The sequence below is a fragment of the Streptomyces sp. NPDC006261 genome, assembly GCF_040613515.1.
Lineage (GTDB): Bacteria > Actinomycetota > Actinomycetes > Streptomycetales > Streptomycetaceae > Streptomyces.
In genome coordinates, this window is sequence record NZ_JBEXSI010000014.1 from 20918 (window position 1) to 37023 (window position 16106).

At 71.6% G+C, this 16106-nt stretch carries 16 protein-coding genes; 3 read left to right on the forward strand and 13 right to left on the reverse strand.

Annotated elements, in window-relative coordinates:
* Nucleotide 1 precedes the first annotated feature (1 nt).
* Both cseB and cseC read left to right on the forward strand, forming a co-directional pair.
* On the forward strand, nucleotides 2-715 hold the full coding sequence (gene cseB, locus ABZ154_RS11445) for a two-component system response regulator CseB (RefSeq protein WP_356831310.1): 714 nt from the start codon (nucleotides 2-4) through the stop codon (nucleotides 713-715).
* Nucleotides 716-734: 19 nt separating this feature from the next.
* Nucleotides 735-2072, forward strand: a complete 1338-nt coding sequence (gene cseC, locus ABZ154_RS11450) for a two-component system sensor histidine kinase CseC (protein ID WP_356831312.1) — start codon at nucleotides 735-737, stop codon at nucleotides 2070-2072.
* A 285-nt stretch (nucleotides 2073-2357) separates the two neighbouring features.
* Here cseC and ABZ154_RS11455 read toward each other — a convergent pair whose 3' ends face one another.
* The 3 genes from ABZ154_RS11455 to ABZ154_RS11465 form a co-directional block, all read right to left on the reverse strand.
* Entirely contained in the window at nucleotides 2358-3068 is a 711-nt protein-coding gene (locus ABZ154_RS11455) for a M23 family metallopeptidase (RefSeq protein WP_356831314.1), read from the reverse strand.
* Nucleotides 3069-3866: 798 nt separating this feature from the next.
* Nucleotides 3867-3992, reverse strand: coding sequence for a hypothetical protein (locus ABZ154_RS11460; RefSeq protein ID WP_356831316.1), 126 nt, complete (start codon nucleotides 3990-3992; stop codon nucleotides 3867-3869).
* Between the two features lie 83 nt (nucleotides 3993-4075).
* Nucleotides 4076-6604 (reverse strand): ATP-dependent Clp protease ATP-binding subunit, encoded by a 2529-nt coding sequence (locus ABZ154_RS11465; protein WP_356831318.1) that lies wholly within the window; start codon nucleotides 6602-6604, stop codon nucleotides 4076-4078.
* A 450-nt stretch (nucleotides 6605-7054) separates the two neighbouring features.
* Here ABZ154_RS11465 and ABZ154_RS11470 point away from each other — a divergent pair, with 450 nt between their 5' ends.
* Entirely contained in the window at nucleotides 7055-7648 is a 594-nt protein-coding gene (locus ABZ154_RS11470) for an SCO3374 family protein (RefSeq protein ID WP_356831320.1), read from the forward strand.
* Here ABZ154_RS11470 and ABZ154_RS11475 read toward each other — a convergent pair.
* From ABZ154_RS11475 to ABZ154_RS11520, 10 genes are all read right to left on the reverse strand, one after another.
* Nucleotides 7627-7962 (reverse strand): Lsr2 family protein, encoded by a 336-nt coding sequence (locus tag ABZ154_RS11475; protein WP_003968298.1) that lies wholly within the window; start codon nucleotides 7960-7962, stop codon nucleotides 7627-7629. The two genes, ABZ154_RS11470 and ABZ154_RS11475, sit on opposite strands and share 22 nt — an antisense overlap.
* Nucleotides 7963-8116: 154 nt before the next feature.
* Nucleotides 8117-8686 carry an amino-acid N-acetyltransferase gene (locus ABZ154_RS11480; RefSeq protein ID WP_356831322.1) on the reverse strand — a complete coding sequence of 190 codons (570 nt, stop codon included), beginning with the start codon at nucleotides 8684-8686 and terminating at the stop codon, nucleotides 8117-8119.
* A 9-nt stretch (nucleotides 8687-8695) separates the two neighbouring features.
* The gene (locus ABZ154_RS11485) at nucleotides 8696-9214 is read right to left on the reverse strand and encodes a BlaI/MecI/CopY family transcriptional regulator (protein ID WP_356831324.1); all 519 of its coding nucleotides are present in this window, start codon (nucleotides 9212-9214) and stop codon (nucleotides 8696-8698) included.
* 112 nt (nucleotides 9215-9326) lie between these two features.
* Complete coding sequence (locus ABZ154_RS11490) at nucleotides 9327-9506, reverse strand: hypothetical protein (RefSeq protein ID WP_214959895.1); 180 nt, start codon at nucleotides 9504-9506, stop codon at nucleotides 9327-9329.
* Nucleotides 9507-9623: 117 nt separating this feature from the next.
* Nucleotides 9624-10220, reverse strand: a complete 597-nt coding sequence (locus ABZ154_RS11495) for a hypothetical protein (protein ID WP_356831518.1) — start codon at nucleotides 10218-10220, stop codon at nucleotides 9624-9626.
* 186 nt (nucleotides 10221-10406) lie between these two features.
* Nucleotides 10407-11201, reverse strand: a complete 795-nt coding sequence (locus tag ABZ154_RS11500) for a type III pantothenate kinase (RefSeq protein ID WP_356831326.1) — start codon at nucleotides 11199-11201, stop codon at nucleotides 10407-10409.
* Nucleotides 11201-12262, reverse strand: a complete 1062-nt coding sequence (gene nadC, locus ABZ154_RS11505; protein WP_356831328.1) for a carboxylating nicotinate-nucleotide diphosphorylase — start codon at nucleotides 12260-12262, stop codon at nucleotides 11201-11203. The genes ABZ154_RS11500 and nadC overlap by 1 nt, the downstream gene beginning before the upstream one ends.
* 68 nt (nucleotides 12263-12330) lie before the next feature.
* Nucleotides 12331-14025, reverse strand: a complete 1695-nt coding sequence (locus tag ABZ154_RS11510; RefSeq protein WP_356831330.1) for an L-aspartate oxidase — start codon at nucleotides 14023-14025, stop codon at nucleotides 12331-12333.
* Complete coding sequence (gene panC / locus ABZ154_RS11515; RefSeq protein WP_356831332.1) at nucleotides 14022-15095, reverse strand: pantoate--beta-alanine ligase; 1074 nt, start codon at nucleotides 15093-15095, stop codon at nucleotides 14022-14024. The genes ABZ154_RS11510 and panC overlap by 4 nt, the downstream gene beginning before the upstream one ends.
* Entirely contained in the window at nucleotides 15092-16042 is a 951-nt protein-coding gene (locus tag ABZ154_RS11520) for a DUF2520 domain-containing protein (RefSeq protein WP_356831334.1), read from the reverse strand. The genes panC and ABZ154_RS11520 overlap by 4 nt, the downstream gene beginning before the upstream one ends.
* Between the last annotated feature and the right edge of the window lie 64 nt (nucleotides 16043-16106).

Below are 16106 nucleotides of genomic sequence, written 5' to 3' on the forward strand. Positions count from 1 at the left end.
CATGGCCGAGACCCACGTCCTCTTCGTCGAGGACGACGACGTCATCCGTGAGGCCACCCAGCTCGCCCTGGAGCGGGTCGGCTTCACCGTCACCGCGATGCCCGACGGGCTCTTGGGCCTGGAGGCCTTCCGGGCCGACCGGCCGGACATCGCGCTGCTCGACGTGATGGTGCCGGGGCTCGACGGGGTGAGCCTGTGCCGCCGCATCCGGGACGAGTCGACCGTGCCCGTGATCATGCTCTCCGCACGGGCCGACTCGATCGACGTGGTGCTCGGCCTGGAGGCCGGCGCGGACGACTACGTCACCAAGCCCTTCGACGGCGCGGTCCTGGTCGCCCGCATCCGGGCCGTGCTGCGCCGCTTCGGTCACGCGGCCGGGCCGGAGGGAGCGGGCCAGGGCGGTGCGGAAGGGGAGGCCGAGGGGCTCGGCGGGGTGCTGGCCTTCGGCGACCTGGAGGTCGACACGGACGGCATGGAGGTGCGGCGCGGCGGTGAGCAGGTGGCGCTGACGCCCACCGAGATGCGGCTGCTGCTGGAGTTCTCCTCCGCGCCCGGCACCGTGCTCTCCCGCGACAAGCTCCTGGAGCGGGTCTGGGACTACGGCTGGGGCGGCGACACCCGGGTCGTGGACGTGCACGTCCAGCGGCTGCGCACCAAGATCGGCCAGGACCGGATCGAGACGGTCCGCGGCTTCGGCTACAAGCTGCGCGGATGAGGCGGCCGGGGACAGGCGGATGAAACGACTGGCGCTGCGGACCGGTGTCCGCTGGAAGATCAGCATCGCCATCGCCGCGGTCGGCGCGCTCATCGCCGTGGCGCTGAGCCTCGTCGTGCACAACGCGGCCCGGGTCTCGATGATCGAGAACGCCCGCGAGGTGCAGCTGGAGCGGCTGCTGGGAGCGCAGCGGTTCTACGAGGCGACGAGCATGCAGAAGGGCGGACCGAAGTTCGGGGCGAAGCTCAACGACCCGGCGATCCCGCCGAGCCTGCGCGACGAGGTCCGCAAGAACCGGCGGGCCACGCATGTGACGCAGACCTCCGACGGGGTGCCCGATGTCTGGGCGGCCGTACCGCTGGCCAACGGGGACGTGCTCTCGCTGCACACCCGGTTCGCGGACCGCTCCGCCACGATCATGGACGACCTGGACCGGGCGCTGATCATCGGCTCGGTCTCCGTCGTCTTCGGCGGCTGCGCCCTCGGCGTCCTCATCGGCGGCCAGCTCTCGAGGCGACTGCGCAAGGCGGCGGCCGCGGCCGGCCGGGTCGCCGAGGGCCACACCGACGTACGGGTGCGGGAGGCCGTCGGCGGGGTCGTCCGTGACGAGACGGACGAGCTGGCGCGGGCGGTCGACGCGCTGACCGACGCGCTGCACGAGCGGATCGAGGCGGAGCGCCGGGTCACCGCCGACATCGCGCACGAGCTGCGTACGCCGGTGACCGGGCTGCTCACGGCGGCCGAGCTGCTGCCGCCGGGCCGCCCGACCGAGCTGGTACGGGACCGGGCCCAGGCGATGCGGACGCTGGTCGAGGACGTGCTGGAGGTGGCCCGCCTGGACAGCGCCTCGGAGCGGGCGGAACTCCAGGAGCTGCCGCTCGGGGAGTTCGTCAGCCGGCGGATCGGGCTGCTGGACCCGGACGTGACCGTGCAGGTGGTGCACGAGTCCTGGGTCTCCACCGACCCGCGCCGCCTGGAGCGCATCCTCGGCAACCTCCTCGGCAACGCCGCCAGGCACGGCTCCACCCCGGTGGAGGTCACGGTGGAGGGCCGGGTGGTACGGGTCCGGGACCACGGGCCGGGGTTCCCGGAGGAGCTGCTGCGGGACGGGCCGAGCCGGTTCCGTACGGGCTCCGTGGACCGGGCCGGACACGGGCACGGGCTGGGGCTGACGATCGCGGCGGGCCAGGCCAGGGTGCTGGGGGCCCGGCTGACCTTCCGGAACGCGGCGCCCTCGGGCGCGGCGGAGGGCACGGGCGGGGCGATCGCGGTGCTGTGGCTGCCGGAACACGCGCCGACGGCGACGGGGAGCTTCCCGATGCTGCGGACGGCGGGCGAGCGGCAGCCGCAGGGGTGAGGCAGCTTGTCGGCCTTCCGGGGGTTGTCGGCCTTCGGCAGGGGGACCCGGTCATGCCGGGCCCGGAGGCCAGCGACCCCATTGCGGGACCGCGAAAGACAGGACGGGGAACGCCGACGGCGACCCCGAGGAGCGAGCCATGAGGCTGTCCTCGACGTCGCCGTCGATCGGGTGACCGGGCGCACGCCCCGGGTACCGGGGTGTAACGGGTCCACTGACTCTGTTCGGTTGTGCTGCGCGGCCGCCGGGTCTCCCTGGCAGGTCCGCGCGGTTACGCCGGCCGGATCAGATGGAGACGTGCACCGAGCGGAGGAACGCGGCGGGGTTCAGCGCCGAGCCGTAGTTCGGGCTGGTGCGGATCTCGAAGTGCAGGTGCGGGCCGCTGGAGTTTCCGGTGTTGCCGGACAGGGCGATCTTCTGACCCGTCTTGACCTGCTGGCCGATCTTCACGTTGATCTTCGACAGGTGCGCGTACTGCGAGAACTTGCCGTTGGAGTGCTTGATCACGACGGCGTTGCCGTACGCGGGGCCGTCGCCGCCGCCGTTCGGGCCGGCCTTCACGATGGTGCCGGTGTGGACGGCGCTGACCGGGGTGCCGATCGGCACGGCGAAGTCCTGGCCGGAGTGCTTGGCGGCCCAGCGGGCACCACCGGTGCCGTAGCTGGCGCTCAGCGTGTACTTCTTGACCGGGGTCTTCCAGGAGGCGGCGTTCTTCTTGGTCGCCTTCTTCTTGTCCTCGGCCTTCTTCCTCGCGTCGGAGGCCTTCTGCGCCGCCGTCTTCTTGGCCGTCTCGGCGGCCTTGCTCTGCGCGGTCGCCTGCTGGGCGACCGACTGGGCGGTGCCCGCGGCGAGGGGAGCGGCGGCGTCGGCGTTGCCGGCCGCGAACGCCGAGCCTGCACCCAGCACCACGGACGCTCCCAGGCCGGCGGCCAGAACGGCGCCACGGATGCGGGAGGCGGACGGGCGGATGGTGTGCTGGTTCGTTGCGCGCTTCATACGGTGAAGTCCTCCGAAGGTGAGTGGACCCGGCGTGCTGTCCGGGCTTGCTCCACCTTGGTAACCCGCACCCCCGCCGGTACTCAAACACCCCATCTACGAAGAAAAGCCGTAGAAGGGGGGCCGGGAATTCATCGCGGTTGCCCCGCTTCGGAGGCCCGGGCCGAGCGACGAGACCCCTCACCCACAAGGCGTTTAAACGCAGCTCCAGGGGCACTTTTCCGGACATGGCACCGCGAACGGGCCGTATTGCCCGCCGCATGGGTGGGACCTCCCCCTGCCGGGTCGAAGGTCCCTCCACCGCCCCTGGCACCCTCTCCTAGCGCGGGTAGTAGGCCTGTTTCGGCCTGTGCGCCTTGTCACCGCCGGTGGGACCCAAGTCCTTCCGATTCGGGACCTTGAGCCTGCTGCATCACCGCGGTGACGGGAAACCCGGCAGGCGACCCCGGGGGCGAGATCAGCGGCTTCCCTCGCGAGCAGCGCTACGGCCCCGACCAGCGGCTGGCGGCGGACCAGTACACGGCGACGGGCCTGCCCATGGCGGGCCGGGTGCGTGACCCGCTGGTCTGCGAGTCGGACAGCGCGCCACCCGCCCGCCCTGACGGCAGGCCCACGGCACCGTTCGGGCTCTCGGTGGGCCGGTCTTCGCCGGGGGCGTACTCCTGGGCATCGCCCGGCAGGTTCAGCAGCGGCGTGAGGGCCGCCGGATCGAGTGCGTCCCGCTCTCCCAGGTCCTCGCGTCGGAGCTCTGCGCACCGGCCCTGGGCAGGGCCTGCGTCGAGCTGCGCCCGAACGTATTCACGGCAGCGTCCCCGACGATCCGTCCTGGCCGACCTCGGCGCGAGCGTCTCCGCGCCCGCCACCCCGCCCCTCGTCGGCGCCGGAGAAGTAGGCGACCGGCTGGAGACCGGCATCTCCTGACATGGCAGAGGGGCTGCCCCGGAACCGGTACGGATACCGGTCCGGGACAGCCCCTTCACCACAAGCTCACGCCATAGGCGCGGGCGTCACGCTTCCTTCGACAGGTTCGGGCCGGCGCCGCCTGCCGCCTGCTCGATCGGGGGGACGTCGGGCAGAGCCGACTTCTCCTCGCCGCGGAACGAGAACTTCTTCTCGTCACCCTCACCCTCGACGCCGACGACCACGATGTGACCGGGGCGCAGCTCACCGAAGAGGATCTTCTCGGAGAGGATGTCCTCGATCTCACGCTGGATCGTCCGGCGCAGCGGCCGGGCGCCCATCACGGGGTCGTAGCCCTTCTTCGCCAGGAGCGACTTGGCCTCGGAACTGAGCTCGATGCCCATGTCCCGGTCCTTGAGCCGCTCGTCCACCTTGGCGAGCATGAGGTCGACGATCTGGATGATGTCTTCCTCGGTCAGCTGGTGGAAGACGACCGTGTCGTCGACACGGTTGAGGAATTCCGGCCGGAAGTGCTGCTTGAGCTCTTCGTTGACCTTGGTCTTCATCCGCTCGTAGTTCGTCTTGACGTCGCCCTGGGCGGCGAAGCCCAGGTTGAAGCCCTTGGAGATGTCCCGGGTCCCGAGGTTGGTCGTCATGATGATGACCGTGTTCTTGAAGTCCACGACCCGGCCCTGGGAGTCGGTCAGACGACCGTCCTCCAGGATCTGGAGCAGGGAATTGAAGATATCGGGGTGGGCCTTCTCGACCTCGTCGAAGAGGACGACGGAGAACGGCTTGCGGCGCACCTTCTCGGTGAGCTGGCCGCCCTCTTCGTAGCCCACGTAACCGGGGGGCGAACCGAAGAGACGGGAAACCGTGTGCTTCTCGCTGAACTCCGACATGTCGAGGGAGATCAGCGCGTCCTCGTCGCCGAAGAGGAATTCGGCGAGCGTCTTGGAGAGCTCCGTCTTACCGACACCGGACGGACCGGCGAAGATGAACGAGCCACCAGGGCGCTTGGGGTCCTTCAGGCCGGCTCGCGTACGGCGGATCGCCTGCGAGAGGGCCTTGATGGCGTCCTTCTGCCCGATGACGCGCTTGTGGAGCTCGTCCTCCATGCGCAGCAGACGCGAGGACTCCTCCTCCGTCAGCTTGAAGACCGGGATACCGGTCGCCGTGGCCAGGACTTCGGCGATGAGCTCGCCGTCGACCTCGGCGACGACGTCCATGTCGCCGGCCTTCCACTCCTTCTCCCGCTTGGCCTTCGCCGCCAGCAGCTGCTTCTCCTTGTCGCGGAGGGAAGCCGCCTTCTCGAAGTCCTGGGAGTCGATGGCCGACTCCTTGTCACGGCGGACGCCCGCGATCTTCTCGTCGAACTCGCGGAGGTCCGGCGGCGCGGTCATCCGGCGGATGCGCATCCGGGAGCCGGCCTCGTCGATCAGGTCGATCGCCTTGTCCGGCAGGAAGCGGTCCGAGATGTACCGGTCCGCCAGGGTCGCGGCCTGGACGAGGGCCTCGTCCGTGATGGAGACCCGGTGGTGGGCCTCGTAACGGTCGCGCAGACCCTTCAGGATCTCGATGGTGTGCGGCAGCGACGGCTCCGCGACCTGGATGGGCTGGAAGCGGCGCTCGAGCGCGGCGTCCTTCTCCAGGTGCTTGCGGTACTCGTCGAGCGTGGTGGCACCGATGGTCTGGAGCTCGCCCCGCGCCAGCATGGGCTTCAGGATCGAAGCCGCGTCGATGGCGCCCTCGGCGGCACCCGCACCCACGAGCGTGTGGAGCTCGTCGATGAACAGGATGATGTCGCCGCGGGTGCGGATCTCCTTGAGGACCTTCTTGAGGCGCTCCTCGAAGTCACCCCGGTACCGCGAACCGGCGACCAGGGCACCGAGGTCCAGGGTGTAGAGGTGCTTGTCCTTGAGGGTCTCGGGCACCTCGCCCTTGACGATCGCCTGGGCCAGGCCCTCGACGACCGCCGTCTTGCCGACGCCGGGCTCGCCGATGAGGACAGGGTTGTTCTTGGTCCGGCGGGACAGCACCTGCATGACCCGCTCGATCTCCTTCTCGCGCCCGATGACCGGGTCGAGCTTGGATTCACGAGCGGCCTGGGTGAGGTTCCGGCCGAACTGGTCGAGCACCAGGGAGGTGGAGGGCGTGCCCTCCGCGGGGCCGCCCGCGGCCGCCGTCTCCTTGCCGCCCGAGTATCCGGAAAGCAGCTGGATGACCTGCTGCCGGACCCGGTTCAGGTCGGCGCCCAGCTTCACGAGGACCTGGGCGGCGACGCCCTCGCCCTCGCGGATCAGGCCGAGCAGGATGTGCTCGGTGCCGATGTAGTTGTGGCCCAGCTGAAGGGCCTCGCGGAGCGAGAGCTCCAGGACCTTCTTGGCTCGCGGGGTGAAGGGGATGTGCCCGGAAGGAGCCTGCTGCCCCTGCCCGATGATCTCCTCCACCTGCTGGCGGACCGCCTCGAGCGAAATCCCGAGGCTCTCCAGGGCCTTAGCGGCGACACCCTCACCCTCATGGATCAGGCCCAGGAGGATGTGCTCGGTGCCGATGTAGTTGTGGTTGAGCATCCGGGCTTCTTCCTGAGCCAGGACGACAACCCGCCGCGCGCGGTCGGTGAACCTCTCGAACATCGTTAATCGCTCCTCAGAGCGGTCGGTCAGTGAGGGGTCGGTCCCCTCCCAGTCCTTCCGCATGCTAGTCCCGCAGGACGGGACAGCTCATTCCAACTGCCGACATCCGTCCGGATCACCCCGCACCGGGCGGGGATTCTTACTGCCGAACAGCTGACAACTGCTCCAACCCGATGGTGCGAGACGATGTTCCCGCAGGCCAGGCAGATACCCCTTTCGCCAGTACGCCGATGGCGAACGCGAGACGTCTCGGCCAGCGTGTCGCCCCTTCCCACTAGGAAAGTCTTACCCGCAATCACTGACAGTCCATGCGGCGCACCCCGGTTCCCTCCGCTACGGGCGAACAACCTTGCGCTGCTGCACGCTCCCGCGCGCCCTCAAGAACCGGACACCACGTGATCGCATGGAAACTCTGCGTAACTTCACCGTCGGTTCAGCGGTTCATCGGACATGGCCTTCATCGTTCCGCCGCGCCGATCGTCGCCCGACACCTTTCCGGGTCCCGCCGACGTCGCGCGGTGGTACGAGCGGAAGCTCGGCTGGGCGACCGAGGGGCGCGCTCCGGTGCGGCTGCTCACCGGGGTCCGCTTCGACGTGCTGGAGCTTCCCGCCGAGGCCGGTCACTCCCTGCTGCGCCGCCCCGTGCGGACCGGTCCGGTGCTGCTGAGCGGCGGACGGATGGGGCTGCTGGTCGCCGCGGGCGGCGCCGATGAGCTGCCGGGGCTGCTCGACTGGCTGGAGTGGGGCCCGATCGCACTCGATCTGACCGCCGTGGGGGCGGGGGGCCGGATCCCTGCTCCGTCACCCCGGGGTGGTGCGGGCTCGCCGGGGGCCGCCGTGTGGCTGCGGCCCCCCGAGCCGAGGCGTGTGCCCGGACCGGCGCTTCCCGCTCTCGCGGGCTTCGGGAGCAGCGGTGGGGATGCCCCCGATCTCGTACGCCTGGTGGACGCCGCGGCGACCGAATGCCATCGGGTCCGGTTGTCGCGTGCCCGGGCCGGGCTGCGTAAGGGCAGTCCGGCAGATCAGCCGTTGGCCTTCTCGTAAGCCTCGCGGATCTCGGCGGGAACGCGGCCACGGTCATTCACGTTGTGGCCGTTCTCCCGGGCCCACCGGCGGATTTCCGCGGTGTCCTTGTTGCCACCGGCCACGGCGCGGCCCTTGCCACGGCCCGTCGCGGCACGGCCACCGGTGCGGCGGCCACCCTTGGTGTAGGGCTCGAGAAGACCGCGAAGCTTGTCCGCATTGGCCGTGGTGAGGTCGATCTCGTACGTCTTGCCGTCAAGCGCGAACGTCACGGTCTCGTCCGCCTCGACACCGTCGAGGTCATCGACAAGAAGGACCTGAACCTTCTGTGCCACGGGATTTCCTTTCATCGAAAATGGAGTACGCGGAAAGGAAACCGCTTTTCTCGGGAAAACACAAACCCCCGGGAGAGGTTCAGGAGCGCGAGAACACGGGAAACATGCGCGATTCGGACATAGGGATGCAGGGCTTCCGCACATCATCCGCGCATCACAGGTGCAGAAGCATCCGGCTGTTGCCCAAGGTGTTCGGCTTCACTCGTTCGAGACCGAGGAACTCGGCGACGCCCTCGTCGTAGGAACGCAGCAGCTCACTGTAGACATCGGTGTCGACCGGAGTCTCGCCGATCTCGACGAACCCGTGCTTCGCGAAGAAGTCCACTTCGAAGGTGAGGCAGAAAACCCTGCGCACCCCGAGCCGGCGGGCGGTCTGCAGAAGCTTCTCCAACACGTGATGCCCCACCCCTGCCCCCTTGATGCGGGGGTCGACGGCGAGGGTCCGGACTTCCGCGAGGTCTTCCCACATCACGTGGAGAGCGCCGCAGCCGATGACCCGGGCATCCTCGTCGCGTTCCGCGATCCAGAACTCCTGGATGTCCTCATAAAGGGTGACGGTGGCTTTGTCGAGCAGGATGCCGCCGGACACGTACCCGTCGAGGAGCCGGCGTACGGATGGCACATCACTTGTCCTGGCCCGGCGGACGGTGATGGCAGGCTTATTTACCGACGGGTCGGTATGAAAGTCGGTATCCGGTTCGGTTTGCGGCTGCTCTGGGGACATGCCCCGACGCTATCGCCCGCTCCCGGGCTCCGCGCCATCGGCCGGGGCGGAGCCTTCGGGGGCTCCGGCGGTCGGTTCCGGTGGGCCGCCTGCCGGATTGCCCGCCGGACCGCCTGCCGCATTGCCCGCCGAGCCGCCCGCCGGATTGCCCGCGGAGTTGTCCGCCGGGTTCGGGGAAACCATGCGCACAGCGTCCTGGAGTGCTTCGCGCTGCTCCGGCGACATCATGCCGAAGAACGCGACGAGGGCGGCGGCCGGGTTGTCGCTCTGCGACCAGGCTTCGTTCATCAGTGCGGCCGAGTAGGCGGCCCTGGTGGAGACGGCCGTATATCGATATGCCCGGCCGTCCACTTCCCTGCGGACCCAGCCCTTCTGATGGAGATTGTCCATTACCGTCATCACCGTCGTGTAGGCGATGGACCGTTCCTGCTGGAGGTCCTCAAGGACTTCCCGCACAGTGACCGGACGGTTCCATTGCCAGACGCGTGTCATCACGGCGTCTTCCAGCTCTCCCAATTGGCGGGGCACAGGATCACTTTAGTGCCAGATGTCCTGAATGACTGGTTATTTGCAGAGCCAAAAGAGCGCACGGCTCTCATGAGCCGTGCGCTCCAGGGGTGGGAGGGGGCGGACCGTGCGGTCAGGCATTCTCCGGACGAGCGGTCTGCTTTACGGATTCCGCACGGGCGATCGCCGCGTCCACGGCGCCGTCCTCCTTGGCCTTGTTCGGGCCGCCCTGGCTCTTGACGATCGTCACGACCAGGCCGATGAAGAAGATGGCCATCACCACGGGGGGCACGAGCGCGGATACGTAGTCCATGCCGTCCAGAGTAGCGAGCCCCGCACGAAGGGACGCGGCGACCTCCCGGTAGAGGCCGCGGCGTTCCGTCGTGCGGGGCGTACGTGCGGGCGTGCGGGCGGGCGTGCGGGCGGCGGGTCAGCCCGCGGCGCGCTCCTCCTCCGCCGGGGGCGGCGGCGTGGGGCGGCGCCGGGGCGGGAAGACCTCGGAGGGCTTGGGCGCCGGGCGGGGACCGGGGGCCGGTGTGCGGCCCGGGACGGGGGCGGCCGGGGCCTTGGGGCGGTCCGGCTCCCGCCCTGCCGCCCTGCCGCCCGGCAGGGCGAGCAGTCGGCTGCGGGGGCCGGGGGCCGCCAGGGCGGCGGAGCGGCCGGCGAGCCGGGCGCGCACGGAGCGCTCGGCAAGGATCTGGCAGCGCTCCAGGAGGGCCGCGGCCAGGGGTTGCCCGCGTAGCGCGCGCAGCGCCGCCAGATCGTCCGGGCGGGGGTCGTAACCGGCCGCCAGGGCGTCCTGGAGGAGCTCCAGGTAGCTGGTGACGGAGCCGGGGAGGGCGGCGCGGTAGCGGGCGAGGTCGGCGAGGAGGAACGCTCGCAGCCGGCCCGCCTCCCCGACCGCCTCGTCCACGGAGCCCGCGAGCCGCAGGCAGTCCTGGACATCCTCGTCGGACAGGGGCATGGGGTGGAGGGCGATGGCAAGGGCACGTCGGAGCACCCGCAGCTCGTCCGCGCTGAACGCCATGCCGCCTCGTGAACCGTAGGGCGTGGGCATAGCGCGACAATACGTGCTAAAGGGATAAAATCCGTTTAACTGGTCGTCGGTGGCGCGGCGCCCGCGAACGGTGGCCGGAGCCCCTCCGGCACTCCGCCGACAGCCGTTCCCGCTGGTACGCCGCGCCCGTGCGGCCGGATCGTGCCGGATCGTCTCCTACCGGGACACGTTCCGCTCGTAGACCAGACGCAGCCCGATGAGCGTCAGCCACGGCTCGTGCTCGTCGATCACGGAGGACTCCCCCAACACCATCGGAGCAAGGCCGCCGGTCGCGATGACCGTGACCTCGTCCGGGTCGGCGGTCAGCTCCTTCTTCATCCGGGCCACCACGCCGTCGACCTGGCCCGCGAAGCCGTAGATGATGCCGGACTGCATGGCCTCGACGGTGTTCTTCCCGATCACGCTGCGCGGCCGGGCCAGCTCGATCTTGCGGAGCTGGGCGCCCTTGACGCCGAGCGCCTCGACGGAGATCTCGATGCCGGGGGCGATGACCCCGCCCGTGTACTCCCCGCGTGCGGAGACCGCGTCGAAGGTGGTGGCGGTGCCGAAGTCGACGACGATCGCCGGGCCCCCGTACAGCTCGACGGCGGCGACCGCGTTGATGATGCGGTCGGCGCCGACCTCCTTGGGGTTGTCCATCAGGACCGGGACGCCGGTCTTGACCCCGGGCTCCACCAGGACGGCGGGGACGTCACCGTAATAGCGGCGGGTGACCTCGCGCAGCTCGTGCAGGACGGAGGGCACGGTCGCGCAGATCGCGATGCCCTCGATGCCGTCGCCCAGCTCCATGCCGAGCAGCGGGTGCATACCCATCAGGCCCTGCAGCAGGACCGCCAGCTCGTCGGCGGTGCGGCGGGCGTCGGTGGAGATCCGCCAGTGCTCGACGATCTCCTCGCCGTCGAAGAGGCCGAGGACCGTGTGCGTGTTGCCGACGTCGATGGTGAGCAGCATCAGGCGTCGGCCCCGTCGCTGGTGGCGGACGCGTCGCGGAAGTCCAGGCCGATGTCGAGGATCGGCGAGGAGTGGGTGAGCGCCCCGACGGCCAGGTAGTCCACGCCCGCGTCCGCGTAGGCGCGGGCCGAGTCGAGGGTGAGGCGGCCGGAGGATTCGAGGATCGCGCGGCCGTCGACCAGGGCCACCGCCTCGGCCGTCTCCGCCGGGGTGAAGTTGTCCAGCAGGATCAGGTCGACGCCCGCGTCCAGCACCTCGCGGACCTGCTCCAGCGTGTCGACCTCGACCTCGATGGGCAGGTCGGGGAACTCGGCGCGGACGCGCAGAAACGCCTCCGCGACCCCGCCCGCCGCGATGACGTGGTTGTCCTTGACCAGGGCCGCGTCGGAGAGCGACATCCGGTGGTTGACGCCGCCGCCGCAGCGCACGGCGTACTTCTCCAGCGCGCGCAGGCCCGCCGTCGTCTTGCGGGTGTCGCGTACCTGGGCCTTGGAGCCCTCCAGCACGTCCGTCCAGGCGCGGGTGGCGGTCGCGATGCCGGAGAGGCGGCAGAGCAGGTTGAGCGCGCTGCGCTCGCCGGTCAGCAGGTCGCGGGTGCGGGTGGTGACGGTGAGCAGCTTCTGGCCGGGGGCGACGCGCTCGCCGTCCTCGACGTGCCGCTCGACCTCGAACTCCTCGGTGCAGACGATCGACAGGACCGCCTCGGCGACCCGGAGACCTGCCACGACCCCCGCCTCGCGGGCGGTGAAGTCACCGGTGATCACGGCGTCCTCGGGGACGGTCGCCACGGTCGTGACGTCCACCCCGCCGTCGAGGTCCTCCTCGATCGCCACATGGGCGACGTCCTCGACCTGGACGGGGTCGAGACCCGCCTCCGCCAGGAGCAGGGCGAGCGCGGGGTCCAGGCCGCACTCCAGGGCTTCGGGGTCGAATCCCTCGTCACCGCCACAGCCGCAGTCGTCGCCGCAGCCCCCGGAGGGCGCGGAAGGTGCGGGCGCGCCGACCCGGATCAGCGGTACGTCCACAGGTGTGGGGCGCGGATTCTCTTCGGGCGTGGACACGGTTGCGGCTCCTCGGGGCGTGGCGGGTGGTGCGGGTGCGGCTCGCGCCGCTGCTCTCAGCAGTCTGGTCAATCCGCCACGCGTACGGGCGGGAATGCGGCGGTCTCCGTACGGTGGACGACCGGGGTGCGGTCCGCGGCGATGCGCACGACCAGGTGGGCGCACCAGTGCGCGTCGTCGCGGTCGGGCCGGTCCTCGCGCCAGTGGCAGCCGCGGGTCTCCTCGCGCTCCCGGGCGGCGGCGACCAGGACCCGGGAGACCAGCAGCAGGTTGGTGACCTCCCAGGCGTCGACCCCGGGGACCGCGTCCTTCGGGTCGGCGGCGTCCACGTCGGCGGCGGCGCCGCGGTGCAGGGCCTCCAGCTCCTCGGCGGCGGCGGCCAGGGACCCGGCGGAGCGGAGGACTCCGGCGCCCCGGGTCATGATGCGCTGGATCGACGCGCGGGTCTCGGGGGCGAGCAGCGGGACGGGGGCGTCGGTGTCGTCCGGAACGCCCTCCGCCGGCTCCGTGCGGGGCGGGCGGGTCTCCGCGATGTCGGCGGCGATGCGCTCGGCGAAGACCAGGCCCTCCAGGAGGGAGTTCGACGCCAGCCTGTTCGCGCCGTGCACCCCGGTACAGGCGACCTCGCCGCAGGCGTACAGGCCGGGGACGGTCGTCCGGCCGCGCAGGTCGGTGCGGATGCCGCCGGAGGCGTAGTGCGCGGCCGGGGCGACCGGGATCGGCTCGGTGACCGGGTCGATGCCGTGGGCACGGCAGGCGGCCAGGATGGTGGGGAAGCGCTGCTCCCACATCTGCGCGCCGAAGTGCCGGGCGTCCAGATACATGTGTTCGGTGCCGTGCTCGTGCATCTGCCGGGTGATGGCCTTGGCGACGATGTCGCGGGGGGCCAGCTCGGCCAGCTCGTGCTGCCCGAGCATGAAGCGGGTGCCGGTGGCGTCGACGAGGTGGGCGCCCTCGCCCCGTACCGCCTCGGAGACCAGTGGCTGCTGGCCCTCGGAGTCGGCGCCGAGGAAGAGGACGGTGGGGTGGAACTGGACGAACTCCAGGTCGGAGACCTCCGCCCCGGCCCGCAGCGCCAGCGCCACGCCGTCCCCGGTGGAGACCGAGGGGTTGGTGGTGGCGGAGAAGACCTGGCCCATGCCGCCGGTGGCGAGGACGACCGAGGGGGCCCGGACCGCGCCGACGCCGTCGTGCTGGCCCTCGCCCATGACGTGCAGCGAGACCCCAGCCGTACGGCCTCCGGCGTCGGTGAGCAGGTCCAGGACGAGCGCGTTCTCGATGGTGTGCAGGGCGGCCGAGCGGACCGCCTCGACCAGGGCCCGGGAGATCTCCGCGCCCGTCGCGTCACCGCCCGCGTGGGCGATGCGGCGGCGGTGGTGGCCGCCCTCGCGGGTGAGCGCTATGGCGCCGCTGTCGGTGGTGTCGAACGTGGCGCCGGTGGTGATCAGGCGGCGTACGGCGTCGGGGCCCTCGGTGACCAGGGTCCGTACGGCCTCCTCGTCGCAGAGGCCCGCGCCCGCGACCAGGGTGTCGTCCAGGTGCTGCTCGGGGGTGTCGCCCTCGCCGAGGGCCGCGGCGATGCCGCCCTGGGCCCAGCGGGTCGAGCCGTCGTCGAGCCGGGCCTTGGTGACGACCACGGTGTCCAGGCCGGCGGCCGCGCAGCGCAGGGCCGTGGTGAGCCCGGCGACCCCGGAGCCCACCACCACGACGTCCGCGTCGATGGCCCAGCCGGGGGCGGGGGCGGTCAGCCGTATTCCGGTCACGTCAGGGCTCCGAAGATGAGGGGGATGTTGTCGATGAGGCGGGTGTCCCCGACCCGGGCGGCGACGGCGAGGATCGCCTCCCCGCTCTCGCGGTCGTCGGGGATCTCGGTGAAGTCCGCCGGGTCGACCAGGGCCAGGTAGTCCAGGACGAGCGGGTGCCTGCCCCGGGTGGCCGCCTCCTCCAGGATCGCGCGCGCGGTGGCCCGTACGGCGGCGGGCGCCCCGTTCGGCCGGGCCAGCGCCACGGCCTGGGCGTCGGCGGCGGCCCGGGCCTCGCCGAGCCGGTTGAGCCCGGCGGCCCGGTCGCTGCCGGGGGCGGTGGCCCTGGCGCGCTCGTGCAGGGCCTGCTGCGCGGCGAGCCGGTCCTGGGCCGCGAACAGGGCGCGGGGCAGGGCCAGGGCGGTGTGCCGCTCCTGCGGGGACAGGAACCGGTTGCGGCTGGAGAGTGCGAGGCCGTCGGGGTCGCGGACGGTGGGGACGCCGGTGATCCGGACGGGGAAGTTCAGGTCGCGGACCATGCGGGTGATCAGGGCGAGCTGCTGGGCGTCCTTCTGCCCGTAGAACGCCTCGTCGGGGCGGGTGAGGTGGAGGAGCTTGGCGACGACGGTGAGCATGCCGTCGAAGTGGCCGGGGCGGGAGGCTCCTTCCAGGCGCTCGCCCATGGGGCCCGCGGTGATCCGGACCTGGGGTTCGCCGCCGGGGTAGACCTCGTCCACGCCGGGGGCGAAGACCGCGTCGGCACCGGCCGCGGCGGCGGTCGCCAGGTCGGCGTCCAGGGTGCGCGGGTAGCGGTCGAGGTCGGCGGCCTCGCCGAACTGGAGCGGGTTCACGAAGACGGTGACCACGACCTGGCCGTCCGGTCCTGCGGCCGCGCGGGCGGTGCGGATCAGGGTCGCGTGGCCCTCGTGGAGGGCGCCCATCGTCATGACGACGGCCCGTTCGGCCCCGGCGGGGCGGGGGAGCGCGTCGAGCTCGGCGGCTGTGCGGAGGAGGGCGGGGGCGGCTCCTCGAGGGCCTGTGCCCTGGGGGTCGCTGGTGCCCGCGTTTCCCGTACGGCTGCTGGTCGTCATCGGGTCTCCCCCGGTCCGGTGCCGCCCGGGCGGCTTTCCTGGTCGGCCAGGGCGACGAGCAGGTCCTCCGCCAGCTCCGGCTTGAGGAGGCCGTGGGCCAGCGCCCGGTCAGCGGTGGCACGGGCCATCGCGAGGTAGCCCCCGACCATCTGGGGGGCGTGCGCGCGCAACTCGCCCACGTGGGCGGCGACCGTGCCCGCGTCGCCCCGGGCCACCGGTCCGGTCAGCGCGGCGTCGCCGGCGCGCAGGGCGTTGTCCAGGGCGGCGCCGAGGAGCGGGCCGAGCATCCGGTCCGGGGCGGTGACCCCGGCCTTGGCCAGCAGCTCCATCGACTCGGCGACCAGCGTGACCAGGTGGTTCGCGCCGAGGGCGAGGGCCGCGTGGTAGAGCGGGCGGGACTCCTCGGCGATCCACTCCGGCTCGCCGCCCATCTCGATGACCAACGCCTCGGCGGCCAGCCGCAGCTCCTCGGGGGCGGTGACCCCGAACGAGCAGCCCGCGAGCCGCTGGACGTCGACGGATGAGCCGGTGAACGTCATGGCGGGGTGCAGCGCGAGCGGCAGGGCCCCGGCCCGCAGCGCGGGGTCCAGGACCCGGGCCCCGTACCTCCCGGAGGTGTGGACGAGCAGCTGTCCCGGCCGTACGGCACCGGTCTCGGCGAGTCCCTCGACCAGGCCGGGCAGCGCGTCGTCGGGGACGGTCAGCAGCACCAGCTCTGCGCGGGCGAGCACCTCGGCGGGCGTCACCACGGGGACGTCGGGGAGCAGGGTGGCCGCGCGGCGCCGGGAGGCGTCGGAGACGCCCGAGACGGCCACCGGGCGGTGGCCGGCTAGCTGGAGCGCGGCGGCGAGTGCGGGGCCGACGCGGCCCGCTCCCACGACGCCGACGGTGAGGCGGGCGGGGCGGTCCCTCGCGTCGAGGGGTTCCTTCGGAACTGTCGTATTCACGCGGCGATGGCCTTCCGTTCCAGTCCGCGGGGGGTACCGGACGATTTCTCTGCATGCTACGCCA